Here is a 24,292-nt window from a genome sequence, read left to right as displayed (position 1 = left end):
CTACTAATGGAATCCAATGGTCAACGGGGTTTCATCAGACCTCATTTATAAATAACCGACCGTATAATGGCCGAAAATACGGATTCCCAAGGTCAGGCGACTGTGTGGCTCGAACCGGGACAGGTCAACGAACTGCGGACTGCGGCTCACGCCGACAGATTTCTCTCCTACCTCCGGAACCGGAACGAGACGATAATCACTCTCATGTACGATACAGGGCTCCGTGTCGGCGAACTCGTCCAACTCGACGTGGAGATGTTCCGAAATGGATACGAACAGCTATTCCTCCCCGGCCACATCCAGAAGGACTACCCAACGGAGTCGAGTCCGAGTGCAATTACGATAGAACTCGATCCGGACGACGCGCTGGGCACGCCCAGAATAGCGAGTTCCTACATGATTAATCGTTGGAAATCGGCCCCTGCGCTGTTCCCCTCACGCGTGAGCGACCGCATGACTCCCCAAGCAGTCCGGGATATGCTGAGCGAAGTGGCTGCTGAAGCAGATGTTCGCCCGTTCAAACTTGATGGATCTCAGGCCACTCACTCAGCCGTAACTCCACATGCACTCAGGCACAGTGTGGCATATCGGATGCTCCATGAGGAAGACGGGTATACCCTCTATGACGTGAGAAACCGATTGAGGCACCGGTCCATACAAACTACTGAGAGGGTTTATGACCACTTCAGAACCGTCTGATACACGTAGCCGGTCCGATCCACTTGGAACTTCTGCACTCAAGCCCTTCCTTTGTGTGCTGAAACCGCTCTGCGATACATTAAATCTGGAATACCGTCCTGAACTCACTGCGTGAGGGATACTCTCGTATCACCAACCAAATCATGCCCGACTCAGTAATGTACTGGCCGCTAGAAACGAGTCCATTACAATGGAATTCGCTATTAGACTACTCAGTTAGGATATGGTCCAGAGAACTGTCTCTATCGTCGTTGAGGGGGGAGCCGATGGTTTGCGGTGAGAACATAGCTATCGTGGTTCTCTCCATCATTGCCTTGCCGCTGACGTTCTTTCTATCGATTGCTGCGTTTATCGTCGGAGAGCCCAATATCGCACAACTGTTGATGGTGGGTGTCGTTGCAGAGATAGCTGGTGCTATTTGGGGTGGGGCTAACTGCGCCTGCGGAAATATTTAGAGCGAATATCGCTCTCAGAGACCCCGAGTCACATGAAATCACCAAGACTCGTAGGCCTATTGTGGTCGTTCTCGAACACCGACTCGATAGAGCGTTCGAGAATCTTCAGCCGCTGTTTCGTGTAGTCGCGAGCGCCGAACTCGTCGGCGACGCGGATGGCCGTGTCGATGTACTTCGTCACCGACCCCTCGTGGACGGTGAGATTCACCCGGCCGCCACACTCTCGGCAGTCGCCGGTCAGCGGCATCCGGCGGAACGACTCCCCGCAGTCCAGACACCGCACCTCCTGTCTGGAGAACGCCCGGAGGTTGCCGATGAGGTCCGGCAGGAAGTGGTATTCGATGATGCGCTCGGCGACGTCGGACTCGACGACGGCCCGGAGTTTCCGCGAGAGCGACAACTGGGCGTCCATCTTCTCCTCCATCGACCCGAGCGTCTTGTACGCCGAGAGGTCCGGCCCGGCCGCGAGGTCGGTGGTGTCGTGGGTGTGCCGGAAGTCGGTGTACTCGCGGTCGGTGCCCAGCGTCTCCTCCGCGATTTTCATGATGTCCTCGACCTCCGCGGGGTCGGCCAACTCCCGCGTGGCCTCGTAGAACGCTCGCGGGTAGCGGTCCATGATGTCCATGTTGTGGGCCTCGTCGTCGATTTCGCTCGGGTCGATGCGCGAGGACATGACGAGTGGGGCGTCCATCTGCCCGCCGCGCTTGTTCGGGAGGTAGGACTTCGAGAAGTTGAGCAGGCCGTCCATCAGGAGCATCACGCAGTCCTCGTCGCCGTCGCACTGACCGACCAGTATATCGTTAGCAACGAGCGTGTGCGTCTCCGCGACGGTCAGGCAGTACGTGTGTGCTACGTCGCTCTCGACGTAGTCGACCGAAACCACTTCGTCGAGGAGCAACTCGCCGCCGTCGCCGAACAGTCGCTGTGACCGTAATTCGACATTTTCGAGTGCGTCAGTCAGCGTTTCCTGTTTCCGGTCAAGGTGGAACCCCACCCGGTCGGCGAACCGTGCCGCAAACTCCGACGTGAGTTTGAGCACAGTCGTCTCGAAGGTCGGGGACTCATCGTAGAACTCCCCGACCGGGCCGCTTTCGACGGTGCGCCGTTCGGTGTAGGTCTTCGACGCGATTCCGAACCGCTTCAGCAGGGCGACAGTGTCCGAAGCCAGTTCGTCACTGACTGTGTGTGCTCGTACTTCGAGACGGTCCGCAGAAGCACTTCCGTCCCCGCTGAAGTATGCAGCGAGGAACGCAGATGCCGTGTCTTCCGTCCCAGAGACGATACAGTTCGGGATTCGTTTCGTCTCTGCGCGACAGCCAGCATCGAGTACATCGGCGAACAATGCGGCCACGAGGCGGCTCGACATCGTCACCTTCCACTCGTTTTCCTCGTACGCGCCGATACCGAGCACCTCGTCGACGGTTTCGATGATGTGCTCTCGTGCCGTCTCGTCTGGCGTGCAAATCGTCGTCTGGTAGAACTCGCCCGGTTCCCGACGGGTGAATCCTTCTGCCGCGTAGTACCCAAGGACAGTAGCCATCGCCGTGTCCACGGTGAACTGTCGCTCGACGGTTGCCGTATCTCGCCGCATCCCAAGGCGAACGTCCACGGGGATCTGCTCGACGACTCCTTCCGTTCCGAGTAGTGCAGTGAGTGCCGATGCGGGAACGCTGTCGCGTGACACCCAGTTGTACACCGTCGACTGGCTGATACCGAGTTCGTCCGCCGTGGCCTTGCAGTAGCCGTCTCCCGGCGTCGCATCGGCGAGGATATGTTTCAACTGTTCGGCACCGATATCTCGGATAACGAGGTCGTCGTTAGAGACGGACTCGACGGCGAGGAATTCTTCGAGGAGGTCGTACTCGGTTTGTTCCCCGTCGACCGATACAGAACCCGGAGCTGGCAGTGTGTCGCCGACCTCAATTTCGTGCGCATGAGCCGACTCGATACCATCGCGCCAGCGACGCATCTCGTGGTCCGGCGTGACCGTCAGTTCCCGTCCGCTTCGTGTTTCGATTCGCACGAGATGCTCGGGTGCTGGATGCTTCGAGACGGCCTTGACTGGCTGAACTGTCGACGAACCATCCGCAGTGAGTGATGGAACGGACAGGTCCCCATCGAGTTCTTGTACGAGCGTCCCGAAGTCGTCCTCCTCAGCCGTCTCTACGTCGAGTCGTTCCTCGACTAGTGTCGCTATCTGCTCGTAGTGATGACACCCTTCCTCGTCCTCGTACCAAAGTTTCGTCTCCGGGTGGAAGCAGTTCCGCCGTTTCGCGGCGTGGAAGTACGGGTGGGCGTAGCCGACGGCCGCCGAGGTGAACCCGACCACCCGGCCGACCGTCGCCGCGGAGGTGTGGGGGGCCATCCCGAAGACGAGTTCGCCCACGAGCTCTTCGCGGTCGTCGAACTCGTAGTACGAGTCGAGGCCGTAGTACTGCTCTAGGAGGTCGTCGACGAACGCCGCGGTCTGGAGCATGTGTTCGGCCGCGCCGTCCGAGAGGACGATGTCCTGCACTTTCAGTTCGACCAGTTGGTCGGCGCGGGTCAGCGGGTCGCCGTGGATGTCCGTCTCGTAGCCCAGATGCCGCAGGCGGTCGGGGTCGACGTCGAGTTCGGCCGGTCGGACCGCCGTCACCGGCAGGTCGGTCATGTCGTAGCGGACGGTGCCGTCCTTGAACGCCGAGACGTCGTGTTTCGCCCGAAGAATCCCCTTCTCCATCGGTTCGGGCAGTTTCTCCTCGGAGGTGAGCCCTTTGACCGCTTTCAGCGTGTCGAACGCCGTCTCGCGTTCGCCCACGCTCTGGAGGGCGTCGCGGTATATCTCCTGAACGTCCAGTTCCGTGTACTGAGTGGGCGAGGCCAGCGTCTCACAGCGGCCACACTCCGCGCGGCCGGACTCGTCGGGTTCGACCTCCATCTCGCAGTCGGGACAGACGTACACCGTCTCAGCGACGGCGTCACACTCCGGACAGCGGGCGTCGTGGGTCTCCGTGCCGCAGTCGGGACAGCGCCGGCGGGCCACCTCCACGTCGACGCGGCCCGGCGTCTCGCTCATCGAGTCGGCGTGTCTGGTCGCGTCGGCGACGCTCCGCTGTGCCCCGCCGGCCTCGCCGATGGGGAAGAGCGTGTGGACGGCCGGCGAGAGGTCCCGACGCTCTGACTTCTCGGGCCGGCCCATCCGGTTGCCGATGCGGGTCGGGGCGCGCTCGCGGATTTCGAAGGGCGACACCTCGTTGACCGCGAGGACGGCGTTCCGACCCGCCTCGTCGCCCAGTTCGTCGTCGACGTAGCCGATGGCGTCGGCCGCCTCCTGTTCGCCGTAGGTCTTCGCGCGGTCGGAGAGGTCCTCGATGGTCCACTCTCGCTCCAGCGAGCGGTCGAAGCCGAGCGTCCGGACCAGCGGTAGCCAGTCGGGGACGACGAGGCGGTCCTCGTCCTGTACGTGTTCGACCAGCAGGCGTTCGAGGGCGGCCTGTGCGTCGTCGGTCCGCGGGAGGACGAGTTCGCCGTCGGCCGCTCGCGGGTCGCTTCCGCGGCGTGTCGCCCCGCTCGCTCCCCGCTCGCCGTCCCGAGACGCGTCCGGCGGACGCGTCTCGCGGGCACCGTCGGTCTGTGCGACCTGCCCCTCGTCGATGGCGTCGGCCAGTGCCCCCATCTGGTCGACGGTCACGTCGTGCCAGAGGTAGGTGTACTTCGGGTGGAGGGGTGTGTCGTACTCGGTCGCCCACTCTAACGCCTCCTCGGCGCTGGGGTCCGCGAGGTCGACGGTCGGACTGTCCCGCATCGCCTGCACGTCGGCCCCGGCCGCCTCGAAGTCCTGTTCCCACCACTCGACGGTGTAGGAGGCGGGCGCGAGCGGGTGGTTGTTCTCGACGAACTCGCCGTAGTTGACCAGATACTCGCCCAAATCGAGTATCTTCTCGACGCCGTTGCGCACTTCCAGCGCCTCCTCGGCATCGTCGATGCGCCGGACGTCGCCGTTGGCGAGGCGGACCGTCGGTCCCTCGATGGTGTCGACGGGGACGACGCCGGCGGCCTTCCCCGGCCGCTCAGTCTTTATCTGGGTCCCGGTCGCGAGGAAGTCGTCGACCAGATGCATCGTCGCCGGGTGGACCCCCGCCGTCGCGAACCCGTGGTTGCGCGCCCGACCGTAGCGCAGGCGGAAGCCGCCGGACTTCGAGGGGTGTGAGAAGACCGGGCGGCCGGCGATGAGGTCCCGGAGGTACTTCTTTGCGGGTTCGACCCGGGGCGGACCGCTCTCTTCCGCGCTGTCCTCGTCGCCGCCGTCGTCACCGTCGGCGTCCTCGCTCGCGTCGTCGCTCTGGTCTCCGTCGTCTTTCGAATCGGCCTCGTCGTCTTTCCCGATAGTGCCGTCGATGAGGTCCTGCAACCACGGCCAGTCGACCTCGTCCAGATTCCTGGTGTAGCGCTGAATCTTCGGGGCTTTCAGTGCGATGCCCTCCGCGAGGACGAGACACATCCCGCCGCGGGCGGAGTTCGAGTCGACGCGTTCGAGGTCGCGATAGCCCGAGACCTCCTCGTCGCCGGTGGCCTCCCCGTCGAGCATGATGGGCATGTTCTCCGCGATGAACTTCGTCTCCTTCTCCTTCGGCGAGTACTGGAGGCCGGTGTCCTTGTCGTAGAGGTCTATCTCCTCGGCGTAGCGGCCTATCTCCTCTTCTCGGGCCTTGTACTGGTCGATGCCCAGCAATGCGCGGGCGTAGTCGGCGACGAGGACGGAGAGTGCCTGTGCGGTCCCACCCGCAGAACGGATGGGGCCGGCGTAGTAGACGTTGATGAACTCCGTCCCGTCGTCGTTTTCCAGCAGTTCCACGCGGTCGATACCCTCGATGGGGGCGGCGACCACGCCTTCGGTCAGCAGGGCGACGGCCGTCCGAACTGCACCCTCGACTTTCCCCTCGCGGGTGTCGTAGTCACCGACGGTGCCCTCCACGAAGTCGTCGACGAGTTCGAGAGCCGCCTCCTCGCGGGACATCTGTCCCTCCAGTTCTCGGACTCGCTCTGCGACCCCGTCGATGCCGAGGATGTTCTCGACACGGTCGGCCATGTCCCGCGCGGTCGGTATCTCTACCTCCGGTTTGGGGTCGCCGCCGCGCTGGCGGGCACGCTGGGCGACGTCCATCGCCGATTCGAGTTCCGTCTCGAGTGTTTCGAAGTACTGTTCGTCGGCCTCGCGCATCTCAGAGCTCCCAGAGGTCGAGGTCCGTCGGGTCGTCGTGTTCGCGTTCGAGGCGCGTATCGAACGCTCGGACGTACAGTTCGCCGGCCCAGACGGTCCCAGCGTTCAGGTGCCCGGCCAGCGCCTCGCCGTCGGGTCGCGAGAGGACGGCGTGGGTGTGGGCAAAGCGCTCGCCCTCCAGCCACGAGACGTTGCCCACGCAGGCGGCCACCTCCAGCGGTTCGTCGAAGGTGACGGCGTCGTACTCCGTGCGCTCCTGGTCGTAGAACCAGATCTCCGCGTCCTGTACCGCACCGAGTCCGTAGAAGAAGGCCGCGTCGACGTTCTGATCGGCCGCGAACGACTCTATCTCCGTCCGCCAGTCGGCACCGTGGTCCAGTCGGCAGACGAACTCCGAAGCAGTGTCGACCTCCCGATAATCCATACAGAAACGGGACGGTAGGGGACGGCAAAAACGTACCGCCCTGACCCGCGACGTCCTACGCCGGCAGGGACACGCGAGAGACGGACTGCCCGCGTTCGGCGTCGTAGAAGACGAGTTCCTCGACGGTCCACTCGACGGGGTCTATCTCCCGGTCGACCAGTCGCTCGGCCGCCGCCGGGTCGCCACCGCGCGCGACGGTGACGTGCGGGACGTAGGCGTCTCCTTCCATCCCGTCGACGGGGTCGAACTCGACACAGAGGCGTTCGTGCAGCGCCCGCAGGCCGGGGCTCTCGACGGCGAGGTACACGACCGGCGAGGGCCCGGTCACCGCCGTCTCGAACTGTTCGAGGCCGGTGACACGAACCCTGAAGGGGTCGGTCCCGCGGAGCGCGTCCCGCGTGCGCCCTTCGATGCGGGCGTAGGTGGCGTGGTCGCCGCTCCCCAGTCGTTTGGCGACCATCGTGTGCTCGCCGCGGGGGCGGGCCTGCGCTCGCGGGAGGTCACGAGCGAGGCGTCCCGCCAGCGCGGTCACCGACGACGGGAGGGACACGTTGAGGCTGTACACGCCGCTACTGAGTCGGGCAGGCGGCAAAAGGGACGCGGTCCGCCGGTTACAGCCGACCGGTCAGGTAGAGGACGATGAGGACGATGAGCGCGATGCCGAGGAGTGGCTGGAGCGGGCCGAGGAGCCACCCGAGGATACCGAGGACACCTTCGACCACTTCCAGCGCTATCCAGACGATGACGAGAAGGAGCAGTACTTTCAGCAGTGTGTCGACATCTATCTTCCCGCGGTCCATAGGTGGCGGTTCCGCTCGACGGCTAAAACCAGTTGTGGCCAGCCGTCGGCAACAAACCATATTGTCGCCGAGCGTAAACTGCCTACAGAATGCGACGAATCGGTAGCTTACTGGTGGCTCTGTTGCTCGTGACCGCGCTGCTGCCCGCGACGGCGGCAGGCGCCGCGTTCGGCGGCCTCTCCCAGCAGTCGGTGGACCCCGACGTTGTCGTGATGACCGCCGACGTACAGGCCGACGGCGACGCGCAGTGGGCCGTCGCCTACCGGATTCGACTGGCGACCGACAACGACACGCAGGCCTTCGAGGAGTTACAGGCCGACATCCGCGCCAACGAGACGGCCTACACCGACCGGTTCGGCGACCGGATGGCCGGCACGGCCCGTGCCGCCGAGAACGCGACCGGCCGGGAGATGGCCATCGAGAACGTCAGCGTCACGGCCACACAGGAGTCGTTCGGGCAGACGTACGGCGTCGTCACCTACCGCTTCCGGTGGACGAACTTCGCCGCCACCGAGGACGGCCGTCTCACGGCCGGCGACGCCTTATCGGGGCTGTTCCTCGATAGCGAGACGTCGTTGACGATGTCGTGGCCCGCGGGCTACAGCGCCCAGACGGTCGCGCCCGCCCCCGACGACCGCTCGAACACGTCGGCGACGTGGCGGGGCCAACAGCAGTTCGGCACCGACGAGCCACGGGTCGTCCTCGCGCAGACGGGCGGCGGGGGCGGTGACGGCGGCCTCGACACGGCGCTCGTCGGCGGGGCGGTACTGGTGGTCCTCGCTCTCGTCGGGGGCGCGTACTGGGCGCGCCGGTCGGGCCTGTTCGGTGGCGGCGACGAGGGCGACGAGCCAGTCCAGCAACCGACGGCGGCGTCCGAAGACGGGGACGGGGCCACGACGACAGACACCGACAGCGCGGCAGCGAGTGCGACCGCCGGGGCCGCCGGCAACGGCGCGTCCGCACCCCCGGAGGAGCTGCTCAGCAACGAGGAGCAGGTGCTGAAACTGCTGAACGAGAACGGCGGCCGCATCAAACAGCAGGAGGTCGCGAGCCGACTCGACTGGACCGACGCGAAGACGAGTCAGGTCATCGGCGGCCTCCGCGAGGACGACGAACTGGAGACGTTCCGCATCGGCCGCGAGAACGTCGTCACCCTCCCCGATACGGACGTGACCGAGACGACCGACGACGAGACTGATAGGTAATAATTGTTTCGGCGTTTCATCACTCCTTTGCCCCGAGTGCCGTCGCTGTCCTGCGTTTTAATCCGGTTTAATCGGCGACGAACCGGGCTGACGGTGAGGGATTTATACGTGGATAGGGGGCCAAGCAGTGGATACGATGAGACGAGCCACTCCGGCACTCCTGGCCCTCCTGCTCGTGACGAGCGCACTGGCTGCGGTGCCAGCGGCCACGATGGCACAGGAGACGTCGACCCAGACCGAACAGCGCAGTGAGAACGCGACCGTCGCCCCCGGGGCACAGTTCGCCGGTGCGGTCGGCGTGCAGGGCGCCGAACTCGGCGGTGAGGTCGAGGCCCGCGCGTACGGTATCAGCGTCGCCAAGGCCAACACCGACAACGCCCGCGCGGCCGTCGTCGCCGAGGAGACCGGCGAGCTAGAGGTGCGCCTCGAAGCACTCCGACAGCGCAAGGCGGCCCTCCAGCAGGCCCGCGAGAACGGGTCGATGAGCGAGGGCGAGTACCGCGCCCGGATGGCCCAACTCCACGCCGAGACCCGAACCGTCGAGCGACTGGCCACCCAGACCAACGAGACGGCGAGTACGCTGCCCGCCGAGGCGCTCGAAGCAGAGGGCGTCGATATGGCGGCGGTCCGCTCGCTGGCCGACCGCTCCGAGGAACTGACCGGCCCCGAAGTGGCCGAAATCGCACGCAGTATCGCCGGTAACGACGTCGGCGAAGGCGTCGGCCCGGCAGCCGACCGCGGCTCCGAGGCACGAGAGAACCGCGGCGAGCGCAACCAGAGCGAGCGCAACGAGACGGGTGCCGACGCCGAGGCGACCGTGACGGTCGACGCGGAGACGAACGACACCGACACGACCGTGAACACGACGGCCGACACGACCGTCGAGGCCGAGACCGGCGACCTGCCCGACGCGAACACGACCACCAACGAGACCGTCCCGGCCCCCGACGGCGAGTACTGACGACACTCTGTCAGCAGTCTCCGTGTGATTGACAAACACGCCTCCTCGAACACGGAAGCTATTAGTACGGGACCTACGGTAGTCGCAAGTACATGACGCGGACCATCGTCGCCGACGCGTTCGCCGCCGTCGACGAGCGGTCCGTCCGCTTCTCCCCGAGCCGACGACGACGGGCCCTCTGCTAGGCCCACTACTCTCCTCACTTCGTTTCACGGTTCGTTTCGACTCCGAGTACCGCCGGTCGGCTGTCCGGCGTGTCAGTCCAAACCGACAGTCACACCACGGAACCCACAGAGTACACAACTATGTCAGAAGGAAACGGAACCGTCGCGCTCGCCTTCTCCGGTGGGCTCGACACGACAGTCTGCGTATCGCTGCTGAAAGAGGAGTACGGCTACGACGAGGTCATCGGCGTCACCGTCGACGTCGGCCAGCCCGACTACGAGTTCGAGGAGGCCGAGGAGACGGCCGAAGCGCTCGGCGTCGAGCAGTACGTCGTCGACGCGAAAGAGGAGTTCGCCGACCTCTGTCTCAAGGCCGTGAAGGCCAACGCCGACTATCAGGGCTACCCGCTGGGCACCGCGCTCGCCCGCCCGGTCATCGCGAAGGCCATCCTCTCGGTGGCCGAGGAGGAGGGATGTAACGGCATCGCCCACGGCTGTACCGGCAAGGGCAACGACCAACTGCGCTTCGAGGCCATCTGGCGCGACTCCGACATGGAGGTCATCGCCCCCGTGCGCGAACTCGGCCTCACCCGCGAGTGGGAGAACGAGTACGCCCAAGAGAAGGGCCTCCCCGTCGAGGGCGGCGACGGCGGCCGCTACTCCATCGACACGAACCTCTGGAGCCGGTCCATCGAGGGCTCCGAACTCGAAGACCCCTCGACGATTCCCGAGGACGACATCTACAAGTGGACCGAGAACCCCTCCGGCAAGGACGCCGAACTCGTCGATATCGAGTTCGAAGACGGCGAGGCCGTCGCCGTCGACGGCGAGGAACTGGGGACGGTCGAACTCATCGAGCAACTCAACGAGCAGGCCGGCGCCCACGGCATCGGCCGCACGGACATGATGGAGGACCGCATGCTCGGTCTGAAGGTCCGCGAGAACTACGAGCACCCCGCGGCGACGGTGCTGCTCACCGCGCACGAGGCGCTCGAAGGCCTCGTCCTCACGCAGGAAGAGCGCGCGTTCAAACAGCAGGTCGACCAGCAGTGGTCCCAGAAGGCCTACGAGGGCCTCGTGGACGCGCCGCTCGTGAGCGCACTCGAAGCGTTCATCGACGACACCAACGAGCGCGTCACCGGCACCGTCACCGTGAAGCTCGAAGGCGGCCACTGCCGTCCGGTCTCCCGCGAGTCCGACTACGCCGTCTACAGCGAGTCGGCGGCCTCCTTCGACGAGGAGGACGTCACCGGCGGCATCACCCAGCAGGACGCTACCGGCGTCGCGAAGTACCACGGCTTCCAGTCCCGTCTCGCCAACGGCATCTTAGAGAACGCGAAGAAGGGCACGGCCGTTCCCGACGGTGGCGAGGACGACCACGGGGAGTCCTCGGAGGAATAACCCCATGAGCGACGGAGAGGACGACGCCGGACACGAACCGGACGACGAGACGGTGGTCCGCCGCGACCGCTTCGCGGGCGGGCCCGCGCGGTCGTTCCTCTCCTCGCTCGCCGACGACGAGCGCATCTTCGCAGCCGACCTCGCGGTGGACCGCGCCCACGTCGTCATGCTCGAAGAACAGGACGTCGTCGACCGCGAGACGGTCGGCGAGATTCTGTCGGCGCTGGACGACGTCGAGGAGGCCGGCCACGCCGCCCTCCCCGACGGCGAGGACGTCCACGAGGCCATCGAGAGCGCGGTCATCGACCGCGTCGGACCGGAGGGCGGGAAGATGCACACCGCCCGCTCGCGCAACGACGAGGTGGCCGCCTGCATCCGCTACCGCCTGCGCGAAGATATCCTCGAACTGGTCGAGACGGTCGTCGGCGCCCGCGAACAGTTGCTGGACGTGGCCCGTGCGGAAGCGGAGACGGTGATGCCCGGCTACACCCACCTTCAGCCAGCACAACCGACGACGGTGGCCCACTGGGTGCTGTCCTACGAACAGGCGCTCCAGCGCGATACCGCTCGATTGCTCGACGCCTACGAGCGCGTCAACCAGAACCCGCTCGGGTCGGCCGCCTTCGCCGGCACGCCCTTCGACGTGGACCGCGAGCGCACCGCCGAACTGCTCGGCTTCGACTCAGTGGTCGAGAACTCGATGGACGCCTCGGCGACGCGGGACTTCCTCGTGGAGGTCACGAGCGCCGTCGCGACGCTGGCGACGACGCTCTCCGGTCTCGCGGAGGACGTCGTCGTGATGGCCAGCAAGGGACACGTCGAACTCGACGACGACTACGCCTCGACCTCCTCGATAATGCCACAGAAGAAGAACCCCGACACGCTCGAACTGGTGCGCGGTCGCACCGGCGACGCGACGGCGGGGTTGAACGGTTTGCTGACGAACCTCAAAGGCCAGCCCCGCGCGTACAACCGCGACCTGCAACGCGCGGGCCGGCACGCGTGGGACGCCATCGACAGCGTCACCGAGAGCGTCGAGGTCGCGGCCGGTGCGGTCGCGACGGCCGAGTGGCCCGCCGAGACGCTGGCGGCCGCGGCCACCGAGGGGTTCGCCACCGCGACGGGCGTGGCGGACTTGCTGGCGATGGCAGGCGTCCCGTTCCGCACGGCCCACGAAGTGGTGGCCGAGGCGGCGGCGGGTCTCGGTCCAGAGGAGGACGCCCCGGACTACGAGGCCATCTCGGCCGTCGCGGAGGACGTCCTCGGCGACCCACTCTCGCAGTTCGTCGACCGGGAGGCCGTCGAGAACGCGCTGGACCCCACGGAGAGCGTCGCCATGCGCGACTCCCGCGGTGGCCCCGCACCCGAGGCCGTGGCCGACCAACTATCGGTCGCCGAAGAAGTACTCGCCGGCCACCGCGAAACTGTCAAGACGGCCGCCGACGCCGTGGAGCGCGCACACGACCGCCGTCTATCGGAGGTCGACCGCTATGTGTGAGCGACGACGAGCCCCGCGAGGGGTGATTGTACCATAAATCTGATACAGAGTTCGAGAACATGCGGTAATTTGCTTTTAGACGCCATTAGGTGGCAGTATGGGTTACTAATTGGTACTGATAGGTTCGAAGATTTTAAGTGGGTGCGGGCGCGAGAGAACGGTACAATGGCAGACTGCATCGAGTGCGGGGCGGAAGTCTCCCTGCACGACAACCTCGAAGTCGGAGAGATCGTCGACTGTGCGACCTGTGGTGCCGAACTCGAAGTCGTCGGCACTGACCCCGTCGAGCTCGACACCGCACCCGAGCTCGAAGAGGACTGGGGTGAGTGAGGTGTTCGCGGTGGCGCGGCGCTTTACGTCGCATACGACTGTGACCCGTGACGCCGCGACCCGCGAACACACGGAGGACACAGCATGAAAGTCGGAATGCTCTACTCGCGCATCCGCCGGGACGAGAAGCTCCTGCTCTCGGAACTGCGCGACCGTGACCACGAGATAGAGAAGATAGACGTCCGCAAACAGCAGTTCAACATCAGCGAGCCTCCCGCGAAGTTCGAGGGTCTCGACGTCGTCGTCGACCGCTGTCTGGCGACGTCTCGTAGCGTCTACGCGACGAAGTTCGCCGCGGCCTACGACGTGCCGGTCGTCAACGGCCCCGACGTCGCGGAGGTCTGTTCGGACAAGGTCAAAAACAGCCTCGCGCTGGTCGAGGCGGGCGTCCCGACGCCCAACACCGACGTGGCGTTCACGAAAGACGCCGCGCTGGAATCCATCGAGGACTTCGGCTACCCGTGCGTGCTGAAGCCCGTCGTCGGGTCGTGGGGTCGTCTGATGGCGAAAATCGACTCCCGCTCGGCCGCCGAGGCCATCCTCGAACACAAGGAGACGCTCGGCCACTACGAGCACAAGATATTCTACGTTCAGGAGTTCGTCGACAAACCCGGCCGGGACATCCGCGTGCTGGCCGTCGACGGCGACCCCATCGCGGCGATGGTCCGCTCCTCGGACCACTGGCTCACCAACGCCGCGAAGGGTGCCGAGACGAACGAGTTCGAACTGGACGACCGCGCGCTCGAACTGGTCGAGAAGGCTTCCGACGCCGTCGGCGGCGGCCTGCTGGGCATCGACCTGATGGAGGTCGGCGTCGGCGACGACGGGGAACCCGAGGACTACACGGTCCACGAGGTCAACCACACCGTCGAGTTCAAGGCGCTCAACGAGGTCACCGACGTGGACGTGCCCGCAGCGGTCGTCGACTGGCTCGAATCGAAGGCGGCAAGCGAGAGCGACGCGGAGGTCACCGCATGACGTACTCCGCAAGCGTCGTCGGTGGCTCCGGGTTCACCGGCGGGGAACTCCTCCGCATCCTCGACGGCCACCCCGAGTTCGAACTCGCACAGGCCACGAGTCGGTCGAAGGAGAACAAGACCGTCGGCCACCAGCACCCGAACCTCCGGCACTCGGACCTGCGCTTCTCCTCGCCCGAGGACCTCGAATCGGTGGACGTGCTGTTCGCCGCGACGCCCCACGGCGTCTCGATGGAGCAGATAGACCAGTTTCAGGACGCGGCCGACACCGTCGTCGACCTCTCGGCTGACTTCCGTCTGGACACCGAAGCACAGTACGACGAGTGGTACGACGGACACACGCGTCCCGAACTGCTCGAACAGAGCGAGTACGCGCTGCCGGAACTCAACCGCGACAACCTCGCGGGCGCGGACCTCATCGCTTCCGGCGGCTGTAACGCCACGGCGACGATTTTGGGCCTGCTCCCGCTGTTCGAACACGGCGTTCTCAGCGGCGACGAGCAGATAGTCGTCGACGTGAAGGTCGGGTCCAGCGAGGGCGGGGCCGGCGGCGGCGAGGCGTCCAGCCACCCCGAGCGCTCGGGCGTCGTCCGCCCTTACGCCCCGACGGGCCACCGTCACGAGGCCGAGATTCAGCAGTTCCTCGGCGTCGACGTCTCCTTCACCGTCCACGCGGTGGACATGGTCCGTGGCGCCAGCGCGACCTGTCACGTCTTCCCCGACGGTCCCGTCTCGAAGGGCGACCTCTGGGGGGCCTACCGCGGCCAGTACGAGGACGAACCGTTCGTCGAGATGGTCGCCGGCGGTGGCGGCGTCTACCGCTACCCCGAACCGAAGGCCGTCGCGGGGACGAACAAGGCGGAAGTCGGCTTCGAACTCGACCCCGCCAACAAGCGGCTGGTCGTGTTCTCGGCCATCGACAACATGATGAAGGGGTCGGCCGGGCAGGCGGTCCACGCCGCCAACGTCGCCCTCGGCCTCGAGGAGACGGCGGGTCTGGAGTTCCAGGGACTCCACCCCGTCGGCGCACCGTAATCCCTGACGAAGCTTTCTATGACAGTAGTTATCAAAGTCGGTGGCGCTCGTGCTGTTGACCCAGCGGGGGCGCTCGCGGATGTGGCATCACTCGTCGAGCAGGGCGAACAGGTCGTCGTGGTTCACGGCGGCTCGACCAAAGTCGACGAGACGCTCGAACGACTCGGCATCGAACCGGAGTACGTCGAGACGCCGAGCGGCGTCGTCGGCCGCTTCACCGACGAGACGACGATGGAGGTGTTCGAGATGGCCTTCGGCCACCTCAACACCCAACTGGTCGCCGGCCTCCAGAGCGAGGGCGTCGACGCCGTCGGTCTGAACGGCGTGGACGGGAAACTGCTCTACGGCCCCCGCAAGTCCGCCGTCCGCGTCGTCGAGGACGGCAAGAAGAAGATCAAGCGCGGCGACCACTCCGGCACCATCAAGCAGGTCAACGGCGACCTCTTGGGGTCGCTGTTGGACGACGGCTACACGCCCGTCGCCGCGCCGCCGATGGCGGGTAGCGAGGCGCGAAGCGCCTCGGAAGGTTCGAGCGGCGACGAGCCGCGAGAACAGGTCGTCCCTGTCAACACCGACGCCGACCGCTCGGCGGCGGCTATCGCCGCCGAACTCGACGCGACGCTCGTCCTCCTGACCGACGTCGAGGGCGTCTACGAGGACCCAGACGACCCCGCGACGCTCATCGAGTCGGTCGAGACGAGCGAGGAGTGGGCGGATCTCGAAGCCGCCGCCGAGGGGTTCATGGGTCGGAAGATAATGGCCGCCGAGGAGGCACTCTCCGGCGGCGCGCCCGAAGCGGTAGTCGCGGACGCCAACGCCGACAACCCCATCCTGTCGGCGCTTGACGGCGACGGGACACACGTGCAAGCGAGCGCAGTTCAGGAGGCAGACCAATGAGCGGCTTCGTCTTCAACGAGAAACCCATCCAGATAGAACGCGGCGACGGTGCCTACGTCTACGGCGACGACGGTACGGAGTACCTCGACATGGGTGCGTCCTACGCCTGCGTCCCCCTCGGCCACGGCCACCCCGCGGTACAGGACGCGGTCACCGAGCAGTTCGAGAAACTGACCTACGTACAGGCTTCCTACCCCAACGCCCAGCGGACGGCCCTGTACGAACTGCTCGCCGACACCGCCCCGGACCCCATCGACAAGACGTGGCTCTGTAACTCCGGGACAGAGGCCAACGAGGCGGCGCTGAAGTTCGCGCGCTCTGCGACCGGGAACTCCAAAATCGTCGCGACGATGAAGGGCTTTCACGGCCGCACCATGGGGTCGCTCGCGACCACGTGGAAGAACAAGTACAAGAAGCCCTACGAACCGCTCATCGGCGACGTGGAGTTCGTCCCCTACGACGACGCCGAAGCGCTGGACGAAGCGGTCGACGAGGACACCGCCGCGTTCATCGTCGAACCCGTACAGGGCGAGGGCGGCATCAACCCCGCGTCGACGGGGTACCTCGACGCGGCCCGCGAGATTACCGAGGACGCTGGCACGGCGCTCATCTTCGACGAGGTCCAGACCGGCATGGGCCGAACCGGCGCGCTGTGGAACTCTCAGCGGGCGAACGTCACGCCAGACATGATTACGTCGGCGAAGGGGCTGGGCAACGGCTTCCCCGTCGGTGCGACGCTGTGTCGCGACTGGATCGCCGAGAACTACGGCTCACACGCCTCGACGTTCTCCGGTGGCCCGGTCATCTCGGCGGCCGCCGGGGCGACAGTCTCGACCATCGTCGAGGACGACGTCCCCGAGAACGCCGCCGCCATGGGCGAGTACCTACAGACGGAACTGGCGGCGGCCATCGGCGACGAGGTGCGGGACATCCGCGGCGAAGGACTGATGATCGGCGTCGAAGTCGGCCGCGGTGCGAACAAGGCATTGAAGCAACTCGCGCTGAATCACGGCATCCTCGCGCTGCCCGCGGGCCGGACCGTCGTGCGTCTGCTCCCGCCGCTGACCATCGACGAGGCCCATGCCGACGAGGTGGTCGACGCCATGGCCGAGGTGGTGGGATGAGCGAAGCAGTCGGCGAGGAGGCCGATACAGCGGCCCGTGAACTGCTCGAAGCCGTCGTCCGCATCCCCTCGGTCACCCCCGAGGAACGCGAGGCCGCCGAACGTCTCGTCGAGTTCTTCGAGGCCCACGACCGCGAGGTGTGGATAGACGACATCGGCAACGTGCGCGCGCCGGCCGACGACGGCGTCCTCCTGACGTCCCACATCGACACCGTACCGGGGGACATTCCGGTCCGTATCGAGGAAACCGACGAGGGCGACGTGCTGTGGGGCCGCGGCAGCGTCGACGCCAAGGGACCGCTGTGTTCGATGGCCGTCGCCGCCGTCCGAACCGGGGCCTCTTTCGTCGGCGTCGTCGGCGAGGAGGTCGACTCCCGCGGCGCTCGGTACCTCGTCGAGGACCGCGGCGCCGAACCGGACGCCGTCGTCAACGGCGAGCCCTCCGGTTGGGAGGGCATCACGCTGGGGTACCGGGGACTGCTCGGTGGGACCTACGTCGCCACCAGCGAGTCCGGCCACTCCTCGCGCCCGGAGAACAACGCCATCCAAGACGCCATCGACTGGTGGGCCGCCGTCGAGGACGAGTTCGACCCCGACGAGTGGGTGCCCGTCTTCGAGCGGGTCACCTGCAAGCCCGTCGACATCGACGGCGGCATCTCCGAGGACGGCCTCTCCGTCGAGGCGACGATGGTCGTACAGCTACGGGTCCCCCCGGAGTACACCACCGACGAGATTCGCGAAATCGCCGACGGTCACCTCACCAACGGCTCCGTCCATTGGGACGACACGATCGAACCCGTGATGCAGAGTCCCCGGACCCCGGTCGCTCGGGCGTTCCGGGCCGCTATCCGCCAGCACGGCGGCGACCCGACGCTGCTCCGCAAGACCGGCACCAGCGACATGAACGTCTTCGCGAAGGCGTGGGACTGCCCGATGGCGACCTACGGCCCCGGCGACTCCGACCTCGACCACGCGCCGAACGAACACATCCACCTCGCGGAGTACGACCGCGCGGTCGGCGTCCTTACGGACGTCACCGAACGCCTCCTGTAACTATGCACCTGCTCGACGTCGACGACCTCACGACCGACGAACTGTCCGCCGTGCTCTCTCGCGCGGCCGAGATCAAGGCCGACCCGGCCGACTACGAGGACCTGCTGGACCAGCAGACGCTGGGGATGATATTCGAGAAACCCTCGACGCGAACCCGCGTGTCCTTCGAGACTGGGATGACCCAACTGGGCGGCCACGCCCTCTTTCTCGGCCCCGACGACATCCATCTGGGCCACGGCGAACCGGTCAAGGACACGTCGCGAGCGTTGGCCCGCTACGTCGACTTCGTGATGGCCCGCGTCTTCGACCACGAGGACGTCGAGGAACTGGCCGCGTACAGCGACGTGCCGGTCATCAACGCGCTGACCGACGACGCCCACCCCTGTCAGACGCTCGCCGACCTGCTGACGATTCGCGAGAAGTTCGGCGGGTTCGACGTGAACGTGGCGTGGGTCGGCGACGGCAACAACGTCTGCCAGTCGTTCGTGTTGGGCGCGGCGATGACGGGTCTCGACCTCACCGTCGCCACGCCTGCGGGCTACGAGGTGTCCGACGAGGTACTGGACCGGGCCGCCGAGTTCGGGAACGTCCCCGAGACCACGAACGACCCCGAGGCGGCCGTCGACGGGGCCGACGTCGTCTACACGGACGTCTTCGTCAGTATGGGACAGGAAGACCGCCGCCACGAGAAACTGGACGACTTCGACGGGTTCCAGATTACCACGGACCTGCTGGGCGACCGCACGCTCATGCACTGCCTGCCCGCCCACCGCGGCGAGGAGGTCACCGACGCGGTCATCGAGAGTGACAACGCCGTCGTCTGGGACCAGGCGGAGAACCGCCTGCACGCTCAGAAAGGGCTGCTTGCGTGGCTGGCCGAGCAGAACTGAGAGTCGGGAGCGAAGCGAGGTCGCGGGGCGACCTCGAATATCGAGCGGCGTAGCCGCGACATAGGGCGAGCGGTTTTTCCGAGGTCTCGCGCGGACCGGAGCGACTCGAACGCCTTATCTGCCGACGCTCTCCGGGAGCGACTGCTCGTCTGCTTCACGCACGTCGATGCCGCGCGACCGGAGTGCGGACGCCATCTCGCCGGTCGAAAGTCCGCTGAACCCGGCCGCCTGCTCCAGCGTGTACGTCCTGCTACGGTACAGTGTCAGCGCCGTCGTGAAGGACTTGGATGACATTCTCCAACGTCTGCTGACTAGCAGCACTAGGTATTAAACATTCTGTGGCAAACTGTGGCTAGATTTTTTGGCCAACTAGGAAAAACACTACATATGTACTGTTATGGGTTGCATAGGTGGACGAACATTTTTTCCTCCTCGCTGCCGAACGTCGAGCGGACTTCCGTCGGGTTGACGACGGTGACGCCCACGTCGTCGCCGATGGACTGCTTGGCTCCACCCGAAACGCTACCCTTTTCGATACGTTCGTGACCTGTCGACACAGTTTCGGCCGTGCCTGAATCGTCCGGTTCCACTCGAAACGCTACCCTTTTCGATACGTTCGTGACCTGTCGACACAGTTTCGGCCGTGCCTGAATCGCCCGGTTCCACTCGAAACGCTACCCTTTTCGATACGTTTGGGAACGGTTGGCACCCGAGCCGTCAGTTCGGCGGGTCGTCGCTCTGTCCGGGCACACCACGGCCCTGGTAGAACTCGCCGCCCCAGTTACCGACCCAGATGTCCTGATTGGCGAGATAGAGGGCGTCGGCGGTGTAGAACCGGTCGTCGGTGACCGACCACTCGCCGGCCTCGGTGTCGTACGCGACTTCCCCGTTGTAGACGCTGGCCTGCCCGAACTCGCCGCCGGCCTTCGGCGGGAGCGGCGGTTCGTTCCCCTTCGACTGGCTCACCGACGGCGGCCGCTGGGCACGCTGGAGTCGGCCGGTGTTGAACGTGCTGTCGAAGAAGCGCGCGAACAGCGGTCGCACGTCCGAGTTCCCCAACACGGCGTCGGCGGCGTTGAGACCGCCGGTGATGTCCCCGGCGTCCCGCGCGGTGATGGCGTACGTCGAATCGCCCGTCCCGGAGGCGAAGGTGCCGGCGTCGTCGTCCCACAGTTCGTCGACCATGTAGCCGACCACGTCGCCGGCGGTGTCGGTGTGGTCGACGCCGTCCATCTGGGAGGCCCACAGCAGGCCCTGTGCCACCATGCCCTGCGTGGCCGCCTGATTGGCCGCGCCGTTCTCGACTTTCCCGTTGCCCGCGAGGTTCGACTGGACGACGCTCGCGAGGCCGTTCGCGTAGTCGGCGGCGGCACTCAGGTCGTCCTCGGTGCCAGCCTGCGGCCCGTAGTACCCGATCGCACCGAGCATCAGTCCGACCGAGCGGGTCGACTCCTGTTGGGCCACGTCCTCGGGACTGAACAGGTCCATCGTCGTCCGGGCGACCCCGTCGGTAATTTCCTGTATCCCGACGTCCGTCTCGAAGACGGCGTCCGCACCGGCCTCGCTGGGAAGCAGCGGCCGGGGGTTGACGTACCCGAACCAGCCGTTCTGTGCGAGGCTACTCATATCCGAGAGGAACCACGTCATCGCGGCGTGGTGATGGGGTCGACGCGTCTCGTCCTCGATACGGCCCTCGGCCGGCCGGTACTCCGAGAGGAACTCCCAGCTATCGCCGTGGGTCAACGCCCCGTTCCCGCGGGACCCGCCGACGAGAATCGCGGCGTTGATACCTATCTGTCCCAGCGTCGAGAGCAACTGGGCCCGGAACCGTGGGGCCATCTCTGTCGGCAGCAGATCGAAGTGCTTCTGGAAGTTCTTCGCCCAGGTGACGCCCTTGAGGTGTGTCCACGCCAGCGACGATGGGCTGACGACGCCGGAGGACTCGCTCTTGTCCCACGCGAGCGTCTTCGCGTCCGGTCGGCCGGTATCGTCTTCCAGTACCGGCCGCTGCGTGAAGTGTGGGTCGCCCTCGGTAAACGCCGCAAACGAGAGATTGGGGTCCGTAATCGGCGGGCGCTCGACCGCGGCCCGTTCGAGCATCGCAGGAAGGCGCTGGTCCCGCATCTGTTCCATCTGCTCGTTCAGCGGGAAGGGGACGCCGTTGCCGCTCATGGCGATGTTCGTGCTCATGTTGTACAGCGAGTACCAGTAGGCGTCGAACGTCGCCGCCGCGAAGTCGTAGGCCTCGGTCTGGCCACCGCCACCGCCCGAGGGGTCGCCGACGACGACGGCGCCTTTCATCCCGAGCGAGCGGTGGGGATTACAGAAGTACAGGTGGATGCCCTCGCTGTCGAACGAGCGCTCGTACGCCGCACTGGCCTCCCCGACCGGGTCGCCGCTCTCGAAGGACCCGTCCTCGGCGACGACGTTGTGGCTCCCGCCGTTGCCGGTCCACTCCCAGACGACCGTCGTTCCGGGGTCGACGTGGATGGCCGGCGGGTCGAACGCGAAGGCCCCGCCGTTGCCCTCCGCGCCGACGGCGACGGTCACCGACGACTCGCCGCGCAGGTCGGTCGTCCCGTCGAAGTTGTCGGTGTCGGAGAACCAACCGCCGTAGTCGACGTCGCTACCGCTACTGGTTTCGGTCGGTGTCCCGGTGGGCGTTCGCGTCGAGGCGTCCGTCGCCGCGTCCGTAGGCGTCGTCTCCGTCCCGCCGAGGCCCTGACAGCCGGCGAGCGCCGCCAGCGTCCCGAACGTCCCCGCGAGGACCGTGCGTCTGTCGTGCATCGTATGCCGGGCTACCCAACTCTGGGAAATAGCGGTACCTCGCCAGCGTGGCACCGACACACCGACGGGGAACGGTTAGATAGGTGGAGCGACCGGCGAGCATAACTGTTCGCCGGTCGTGCGCCCGTGTGACACACGCTCTCGTCCGGGAGTTGATAACTCAGGTGTGAGTGCCCGACAGTATAAACCGATGGCGCTGGTACCGCCACGCAATGGAGCCACTCGTCGTCGACGCCGGCGAAGCCGACGTCGAAGCGCTACTGGACGCGCTCGAAGACGGCCAGCGGGTCGTCGTCCGCACGGAGTTCCTCGGGGAGTCCCACGAGGTGACGCTGCGTTACGACGGCGTCTGGTACTGCGATACCCCGACGCGACTGCACAAACACGACTCGCGCGAGGAGATGCGGACCTGTTTAGAGCGGCAGGGCTACGGGCGGGAGTGAGCGGTAACGCCGGCTTCACCCGGTGAGCTACAGGTAACGGCCCCGTTTATGCGTGGCGCGTGCCTATCCGTCCGCACATGGCAATCGACCCATCGCCCGACGCCTTCCGCGAACTCATGGTCGACGACGAACCGCCGCTCGACGAGGTGATGGCCTGCGTTTTCGGCGTCCAGCGACACGAGGTCCGGACCTATCGGACGCTGCTCGACACCCCGGGTAGCACCGTCGAGGAACTCGCCGCCGAACTCGACCGGGACCGTTCGAACGTCAACCGCTCGCTGTCGACGCTCCGCGAGAAGGGCCTCGCGAAGCGCGAACGACGCTTGCTGGACGGCGGCGGCCACGTCTATCAGTACACCGCGACGCCGCTCGACGAGGCCCGCGAGTTGATGCACGAGACGCTGGACCAGTGGACCGCGGCGGTCCACGACCGCATCGACGAGTTCGACGCCAGCAACGACTAGCGTATGCACTGTCACTTCTCGTCGCCGGACGGTCCCGTCCGTGTCGGCTGACCGACCACCCGTTCCGTAACGCCGCTCGCTGATTGCCGCTGCGGCCGACAACCGTCCGACTTTTGCCCGGTGGGACCATGGCGTCGAACAATGGCTGACCTGCAACTCACCGACGACGTGCCGTCGGCGGCCGACGACGGCGTCTGGCTCGCCTGCATCGAGTGCGGCGAGTCGTTCGCGCCCTTCGAGGACGTCCGCTACACCTGCGACCACTGCGACGGCCTGCTGGAGGTCCGGTACGCCGACCTGCCTACCTTCGAGGACTTCGAGGGCGAGGGGTCGGGCGTCTGGCGCTACCACAACGCGCTACCGTTCGACGTCGGCGTCACCCTCCCGGAGGGGAACACGCCGCTCCACCGCGTCCCGCGCATCGAGGACGAGGTGGGCGTCGAGAGCCTCCGCGTCAAACACGAGGGGATGAACCCCACCGGGTCGTTCAAGGACCGCGGCATGACCGTCGGCGTCCGGGTCGCCAAAGAGGTCGGCGTCGGCCGACTGGCCTGTGCCTCGACCGGGAACACCTCCGCGGCGCTCGCGGCCTACGGCGCCCGTGGCGGGATGGAGACGCTCGTCCTCCTCCCCGCCGGAAAGGTCGCCGCCGGTAAAATCGCACAGGCGGCCCTGCACAAGGCCCGAATCCTCGAAGTCGACGGCAACTTCGACCAGTGTCTCGACATCGTACAGGACCTCGCTCAGCGAGGCGAGGCGTACCTCCTGAACTCGCTGAACCCGTTCCGACTGGAGGGACAGAAGACAATCGGCCTCGAAATCATGGAAGAGCACTACGCCGACTACGGCGAGTACCCCGACCGAATCGTCCTGCCGGTCGGCAACGCCGGCAACACCGCGGCGCTGTACAAGTGCTTCCGCGAACTCGTCAAGGCCGGTGCCATCACCGAGGACGAGGTGCCGAAGATTACCGGCGCACAGGCCGAGGGCGCCGCCCCGATGGTCGAGGCCATCGAGGAGGGCCTCGACGAGACCCGCCGCTGGGAACACGTCGAGACCCGCGCGACGGCAATCCGCATCGGCAACCCCGTCAACGCCCCGAAGGCCCTGCCGGGCATCCGCGAGACCGGCGGGACGGCCGTCGCCGTCTCCGACGAGGAGATCACCGAGGCCCAGCGTGACCTCGCTGGCGAGGGTGTCGGCGTCGAACCGGCCTCCGCCGCCTCGCTCGCCGGCCTCCGGAAACTCCGCGAGCGCGGCGTCGTCGGAGACGACGAATCGGTGGTCTGTCTGACCACGGGCCACCTGCTCAAGGACCCCGATGCGGCCGCCGAGGCGGGCAACGACCCCGAACCCGTCGCCAACAGCACGGAGGCCGTACTGGAGCATCTGGCCGAGAACTGACCGACCGGCCACTCGCCCCGGTAGCAGGCAATTCTTATCACCCGCACGGGCGAACCTAACTCGACATGGCCGATACACGCCG

General features: G+C 66.1%; 22 protein-coding genes. 15 read left to right on the top strand and 7 right to left on the bottom strand.

Features of this window, described 5'->3' with window-relative positions; translation table 11 throughout:
- Positions 1-66: 66 nt before the first annotated feature.
- Entirely contained in the window at positions 67-699 is a 633-nt protein-coding gene (locus G9465_RS02555) for a site-specific integrase (RefSeq protein ID WP_166967252.1), read from the top strand.
- A gap of 483 nt (positions 700-1,182) precedes the next feature.
- Here the strand turns inward: G9465_RS02555 and G9465_RS02550 are convergent, their stop codons facing one another.
- Genes G9465_RS02550 through G9465_RS02535 form a run of 4 tightly spaced genes read right to left on the bottom strand, consistent with a single transcriptional unit; the run spans position 1,183 to position 7,578 of the window.
- Positions 1,183-6,354, bottom strand: coding sequence for a DNA polymerase II large subunit (locus G9465_RS02550; RefSeq protein WP_166967250.1), 5,172 nt, complete (start codon positions 6,352-6,354; stop codon positions 1,183-1,185).
- Position 6,355: 1 nt separating this feature from the next.
- On the bottom strand, positions 6,356-6,778 hold the full coding sequence (locus tag G9465_RS02545) for a PPC domain-containing DNA-binding protein (protein ID WP_166967248.1): 423 nt from the start codon (positions 6,776-6,778) through the stop codon (positions 6,356-6,358).
- A gap of 55 nt (positions 6,779-6,833) precedes the next feature.
- Complete coding sequence (locus G9465_RS02540) at positions 6,834-7,343, bottom strand: 2'-5' RNA ligase family protein (RefSeq protein ID WP_166967246.1); 510 nt, start codon at positions 7,341-7,343, stop codon at positions 6,834-6,836.
- A gap of 46 nt (positions 7,344-7,389) precedes the next feature.
- Positions 7,390-7,578, bottom strand: coding sequence for a hypothetical protein (locus G9465_RS02535; RefSeq protein WP_166967244.1), 189 nt, complete (start codon positions 7,576-7,578; stop codon positions 7,390-7,392).
- Positions 7,579-7,667: 89 nt separating this feature from the next.
- On the opposite strand from G9465_RS02535, the gene G9465_RS02530 reads away from it, so the two are divergent.
- The 11 genes from G9465_RS02530 (at position 7,668) to argF (ending at position 19,112) form a co-directional block, all read left to right on the top strand.
- Positions 7,668-8,783 carry a hypothetical protein gene (locus tag G9465_RS02530; protein ID WP_166967242.1) on the top strand — a complete coding sequence of 372 codons (1,116 nt, stop codon included), beginning with the start codon at positions 7,668-7,670 and terminating at the stop codon, positions 8,781-8,783.
- Positions 8,784-8,919: 136 nt separating this feature from the next.
- On the top strand, positions 8,920-9,744 hold the full coding sequence (locus tag G9465_RS02525) for a hypothetical protein (protein WP_166967240.1): 825 nt from the start codon (positions 8,920-8,922) through the stop codon (positions 9,742-9,744).
- Positions 9,745-10,049: 305 nt separating this feature from the next.
- Complete coding sequence (locus G9465_RS02520; RefSeq protein ID WP_166967238.1) at positions 10,050-11,309, top strand: argininosuccinate synthase; 1,260 nt, start codon at positions 10,050-10,052, stop codon at positions 11,307-11,309.
- A 4-nt stretch (positions 11,310-11,313) separates the two neighbouring features.
- On the top strand, positions 11,314-12,807 hold the full coding sequence (argH, locus tag G9465_RS02515; protein WP_166967236.1) for an argininosuccinate lyase: 1,494 nt from the start codon (positions 11,314-11,316) through the stop codon (positions 12,805-12,807).
- Between the two features lie 165 nt (positions 12,808-12,972).
- A complete protein-coding gene (gene lysW / locus G9465_RS02510; protein WP_166967234.1) occupies positions 12,973-13,137 on the top strand; it encodes a lysine biosynthesis protein LysW in 165 nt (54 codons plus the stop codon).
- Positions 13,138-13,221: 84 nt separating this feature from the next.
- A complete protein-coding gene (gene lysX / locus G9465_RS02505) occupies positions 13,222-14,115 on the top strand; it encodes a lysine biosynthesis protein LysX (RefSeq protein WP_166967232.1) in 894 nt (297 codons plus the stop codon).
- Positions 14,112-15,149, top strand: a complete 1,038-nt coding sequence (gene argC / locus G9465_RS02500; RefSeq protein ID WP_166967230.1) for an N-acetyl-gamma-glutamyl-phosphate reductase — start codon at positions 14,112-14,114, stop codon at positions 15,147-15,149. The genes lysX and argC overlap by 4 nt, the downstream gene beginning before the upstream one ends.
- A gap of 18 nt (positions 15,150-15,167) precedes the next feature.
- Positions 15,168-16,046 carry an acetylglutamate/acetylaminoadipate kinase gene (locus G9465_RS02495; protein WP_166967228.1) on the top strand — a complete coding sequence of 293 codons (879 nt, stop codon included), beginning with the start codon at positions 15,168-15,170 and terminating at the stop codon, positions 16,044-16,046.
- Positions 16,043-17,170, top strand: a complete 1,128-nt coding sequence (locus G9465_RS02490) for an aspartate aminotransferase family protein (RefSeq protein WP_166967226.1) — start codon at positions 16,043-16,045, stop codon at positions 17,168-17,170. The genes G9465_RS02495 and G9465_RS02490 overlap by 4 nt, the downstream gene beginning before the upstream one ends.
- On the top strand, positions 17,167-18,222 hold the full coding sequence (locus tag G9465_RS02485; RefSeq protein WP_166967224.1) for a [LysW]-lysine hydrolase: 1,056 nt from the start codon (positions 17,167-17,169) through the stop codon (positions 18,220-18,222). The genes G9465_RS02490 and G9465_RS02485 overlap by 4 nt, the downstream gene beginning before the upstream one ends.
- Positions 18,223-18,224: 2 nt before the next feature.
- Positions 18,225-19,112 (top strand): ornithine carbamoyltransferase, encoded by an 888-nt coding sequence (gene argF / locus G9465_RS02480; protein ID WP_166967222.1) that lies wholly within the window; start codon positions 18,225-18,227, stop codon positions 19,110-19,112.
- Between the two features lie 114 nt (positions 19,113-19,226).
- Here argF and G9465_RS02475 read toward each other — a convergent pair whose 3' ends face one another.
- The 3 genes from G9465_RS02475 to G9465_RS02465 form a co-directional block, all read right to left on the bottom strand.
- Positions 19,227-19,406, bottom strand: a complete 180-nt coding sequence (locus tag G9465_RS02475) for a UPF0175 family protein (RefSeq protein WP_166967219.1) — start codon at positions 19,404-19,406, stop codon at positions 19,227-19,229.
- A gap of 101 nt (positions 19,407-19,507) precedes the next feature.
- Positions 19,508-19,669, bottom strand: coding sequence for a hypothetical protein (locus G9465_RS02470; RefSeq protein ID WP_166967217.1), 162 nt, complete (start codon positions 19,667-19,669; stop codon positions 19,508-19,510).
- A gap of 160 nt (positions 19,670-19,829) precedes the next feature.
- Entirely contained in the window at positions 19,830-21,899 is a 2,070-nt protein-coding gene (locus tag G9465_RS02465; RefSeq protein WP_166967215.1) for a halocyanin domain-containing protein, read from the bottom strand.
- A gap of 212 nt (positions 21,900-22,111) precedes the next feature.
- On the opposite strand from G9465_RS02465, the gene G9465_RS02460 reads away from it, so the two are divergent.
- The 3 genes from G9465_RS02460 to thrC all read left to right on the top strand — a co-directional run bounded on the left by G9465_RS02460 (position 22,112) and on the right by thrC (position 24,210).
- Positions 22,112-22,342, top strand: coding sequence for a hypothetical protein (locus tag G9465_RS02460; protein WP_166967213.1), 231 nt, complete (start codon positions 22,112-22,114; stop codon positions 22,340-22,342).
- A 77-nt stretch (positions 22,343-22,419) separates the two neighbouring features.
- Positions 22,420-22,806, top strand: coding sequence for a helix-turn-helix domain-containing protein (locus tag G9465_RS02455; protein WP_166967211.1), 387 nt, complete (start codon positions 22,420-22,422; stop codon positions 22,804-22,806).
- 141 nt (positions 22,807-22,947) lie between these two features.
- Positions 22,948-24,210 carry a threonine synthase gene (thrC, locus tag G9465_RS02450; protein WP_166967208.1) on the top strand — a complete coding sequence of 421 codons (1,263 nt, stop codon included), beginning with the start codon at positions 22,948-22,950 and terminating at the stop codon, positions 24,208-24,210.
- Positions 24,211-24,292 lie beyond the last annotated feature (82 nt).

Source organism: Haloarcula sp. JP-L23 (assembly GCF_011602445.1).
Lineage (GTDB): Archaea > Halobacteriota > Halobacteria > Halobacteriales > Haloarculaceae > Haloarcula > Haloarcula pellucida.
This window is presented reverse-complemented; position numbering and strand designations above follow the sequence as displayed.

What these genes read in the sequence shown, in the direction of transcription:
- G9465_RS02495 (WP_166967228.1), top strand. Translation starts at nt 15,168, where the DNA reads ATGACAGTAGTTATCAAAGTCGGTGGCGCTCGTGCTGTTGACCCAGCG.
- G9465_RS02475 (WP_166967219.1), bottom strand. Translation starts at nt 19,406, where the DNA reads ATGTCATCCAAGTCCTTCACGACGGCGCTGACACTGTACCGTAGCAGG.
- thrC (WP_166967208.1), top strand. Translation starts at nt 22,948, where the DNA reads ATGGCTGACCTGCAACTCACCGACGACGTGCCGTCGGCGGCCGACGAC.
- G9465_RS02530 (WP_166967242.1), top strand. Translation starts at nt 7,668, where the DNA reads ATGCGACGAATCGGTAGCTTACTGGTGGCTCTGTTGCTCGTGACCGCG.
- argC (WP_166967230.1), top strand. Translation starts at nt 14,112, where the DNA reads ATGACGTACTCCGCAAGCGTCGTCGGTGGCTCCGGGTTCACCGGCGGG.
- G9465_RS02485 (WP_166967224.1), top strand. Translation starts at nt 17,167, where the DNA reads ATGAGCGAAGCAGTCGGCGAGGAGGCCGATACAGCGGCCCGTGAACTG.
- G9465_RS02455 (WP_166967211.1), top strand. Translation starts at nt 22,420, where the DNA reads ATGGCAATCGACCCATCGCCCGACGCCTTCCGCGAACTCATGGTCGAC.
- G9465_RS02465 (WP_166967215.1), bottom strand. Translation starts at nt 21,899, where the DNA reads ATGCACGACAGACGCACGGTCCTCGCGGGGACGTTCGGGACGCTGGCG.
- G9465_RS02555 (WP_166967252.1), top strand. Translation starts at nt 67, where the DNA reads ATGGCCGAAAATACGGATTCCCAAGGTCAGGCGACTGTGTGGCTCGAA.
- G9465_RS02460 (WP_166967213.1), top strand. Translation starts at nt 22,112, where the DNA reads ATGGAGCCACTCGTCGTCGACGCCGGCGAAGCCGACGTCGAAGCGCTA.
- lysW (WP_166967234.1), top strand. Translation starts at nt 12,973, where the DNA reads ATGGCAGACTGCATCGAGTGCGGGGCGGAAGTCTCCCTGCACGACAAC.
- argH (WP_166967236.1), top strand. Translation starts at nt 11,314, where the DNA reads ATGAGCGACGGAGAGGACGACGCCGGACACGAACCGGACGACGAGACG.
- G9465_RS02535 (WP_166967244.1), bottom strand. Translation starts at nt 7,578, where the DNA reads ATGGACCGCGGGAAGATAGATGTCGACACACTGCTGAAAGTACTGCTC.
- G9465_RS02550 (WP_166967250.1), bottom strand. Translation starts at nt 6,354, where the DNA reads ATGCGCGAGGCCGACGAACAGTACTTCGAAACACTCGAGACGGAACTC.
- lysX (WP_166967232.1), top strand. Translation starts at nt 13,222, where the DNA reads ATGAAAGTCGGAATGCTCTACTCGCGCATCCGCCGGGACGAGAAGCTC.
- G9465_RS02545 (WP_166967248.1), bottom strand. Translation starts at nt 6,778, where the DNA reads ATGGATTATCGGGAGGTCGACACTGCTTCGGAGTTCGTCTGCCGACTG.
- G9465_RS02490 (WP_166967226.1), top strand. Translation starts at nt 16,043, where the DNA reads ATGAGCGGCTTCGTCTTCAACGAGAAACCCATCCAGATAGAACGCGGC.
- G9465_RS02525 (WP_166967240.1), top strand. Translation starts at nt 8,920, where the DNA reads ATGAGACGAGCCACTCCGGCACTCCTGGCCCTCCTGCTCGTGACGAGC.
- G9465_RS02520 (WP_166967238.1), top strand. Translation starts at nt 10,050, where the DNA reads ATGTCAGAAGGAAACGGAACCGTCGCGCTCGCCTTCTCCGGTGGGCTC.
- argF (WP_166967222.1), top strand. Translation starts at nt 18,225, where the DNA reads ATGCACCTGCTCGACGTCGACGACCTCACGACCGACGAACTGTCCGCC.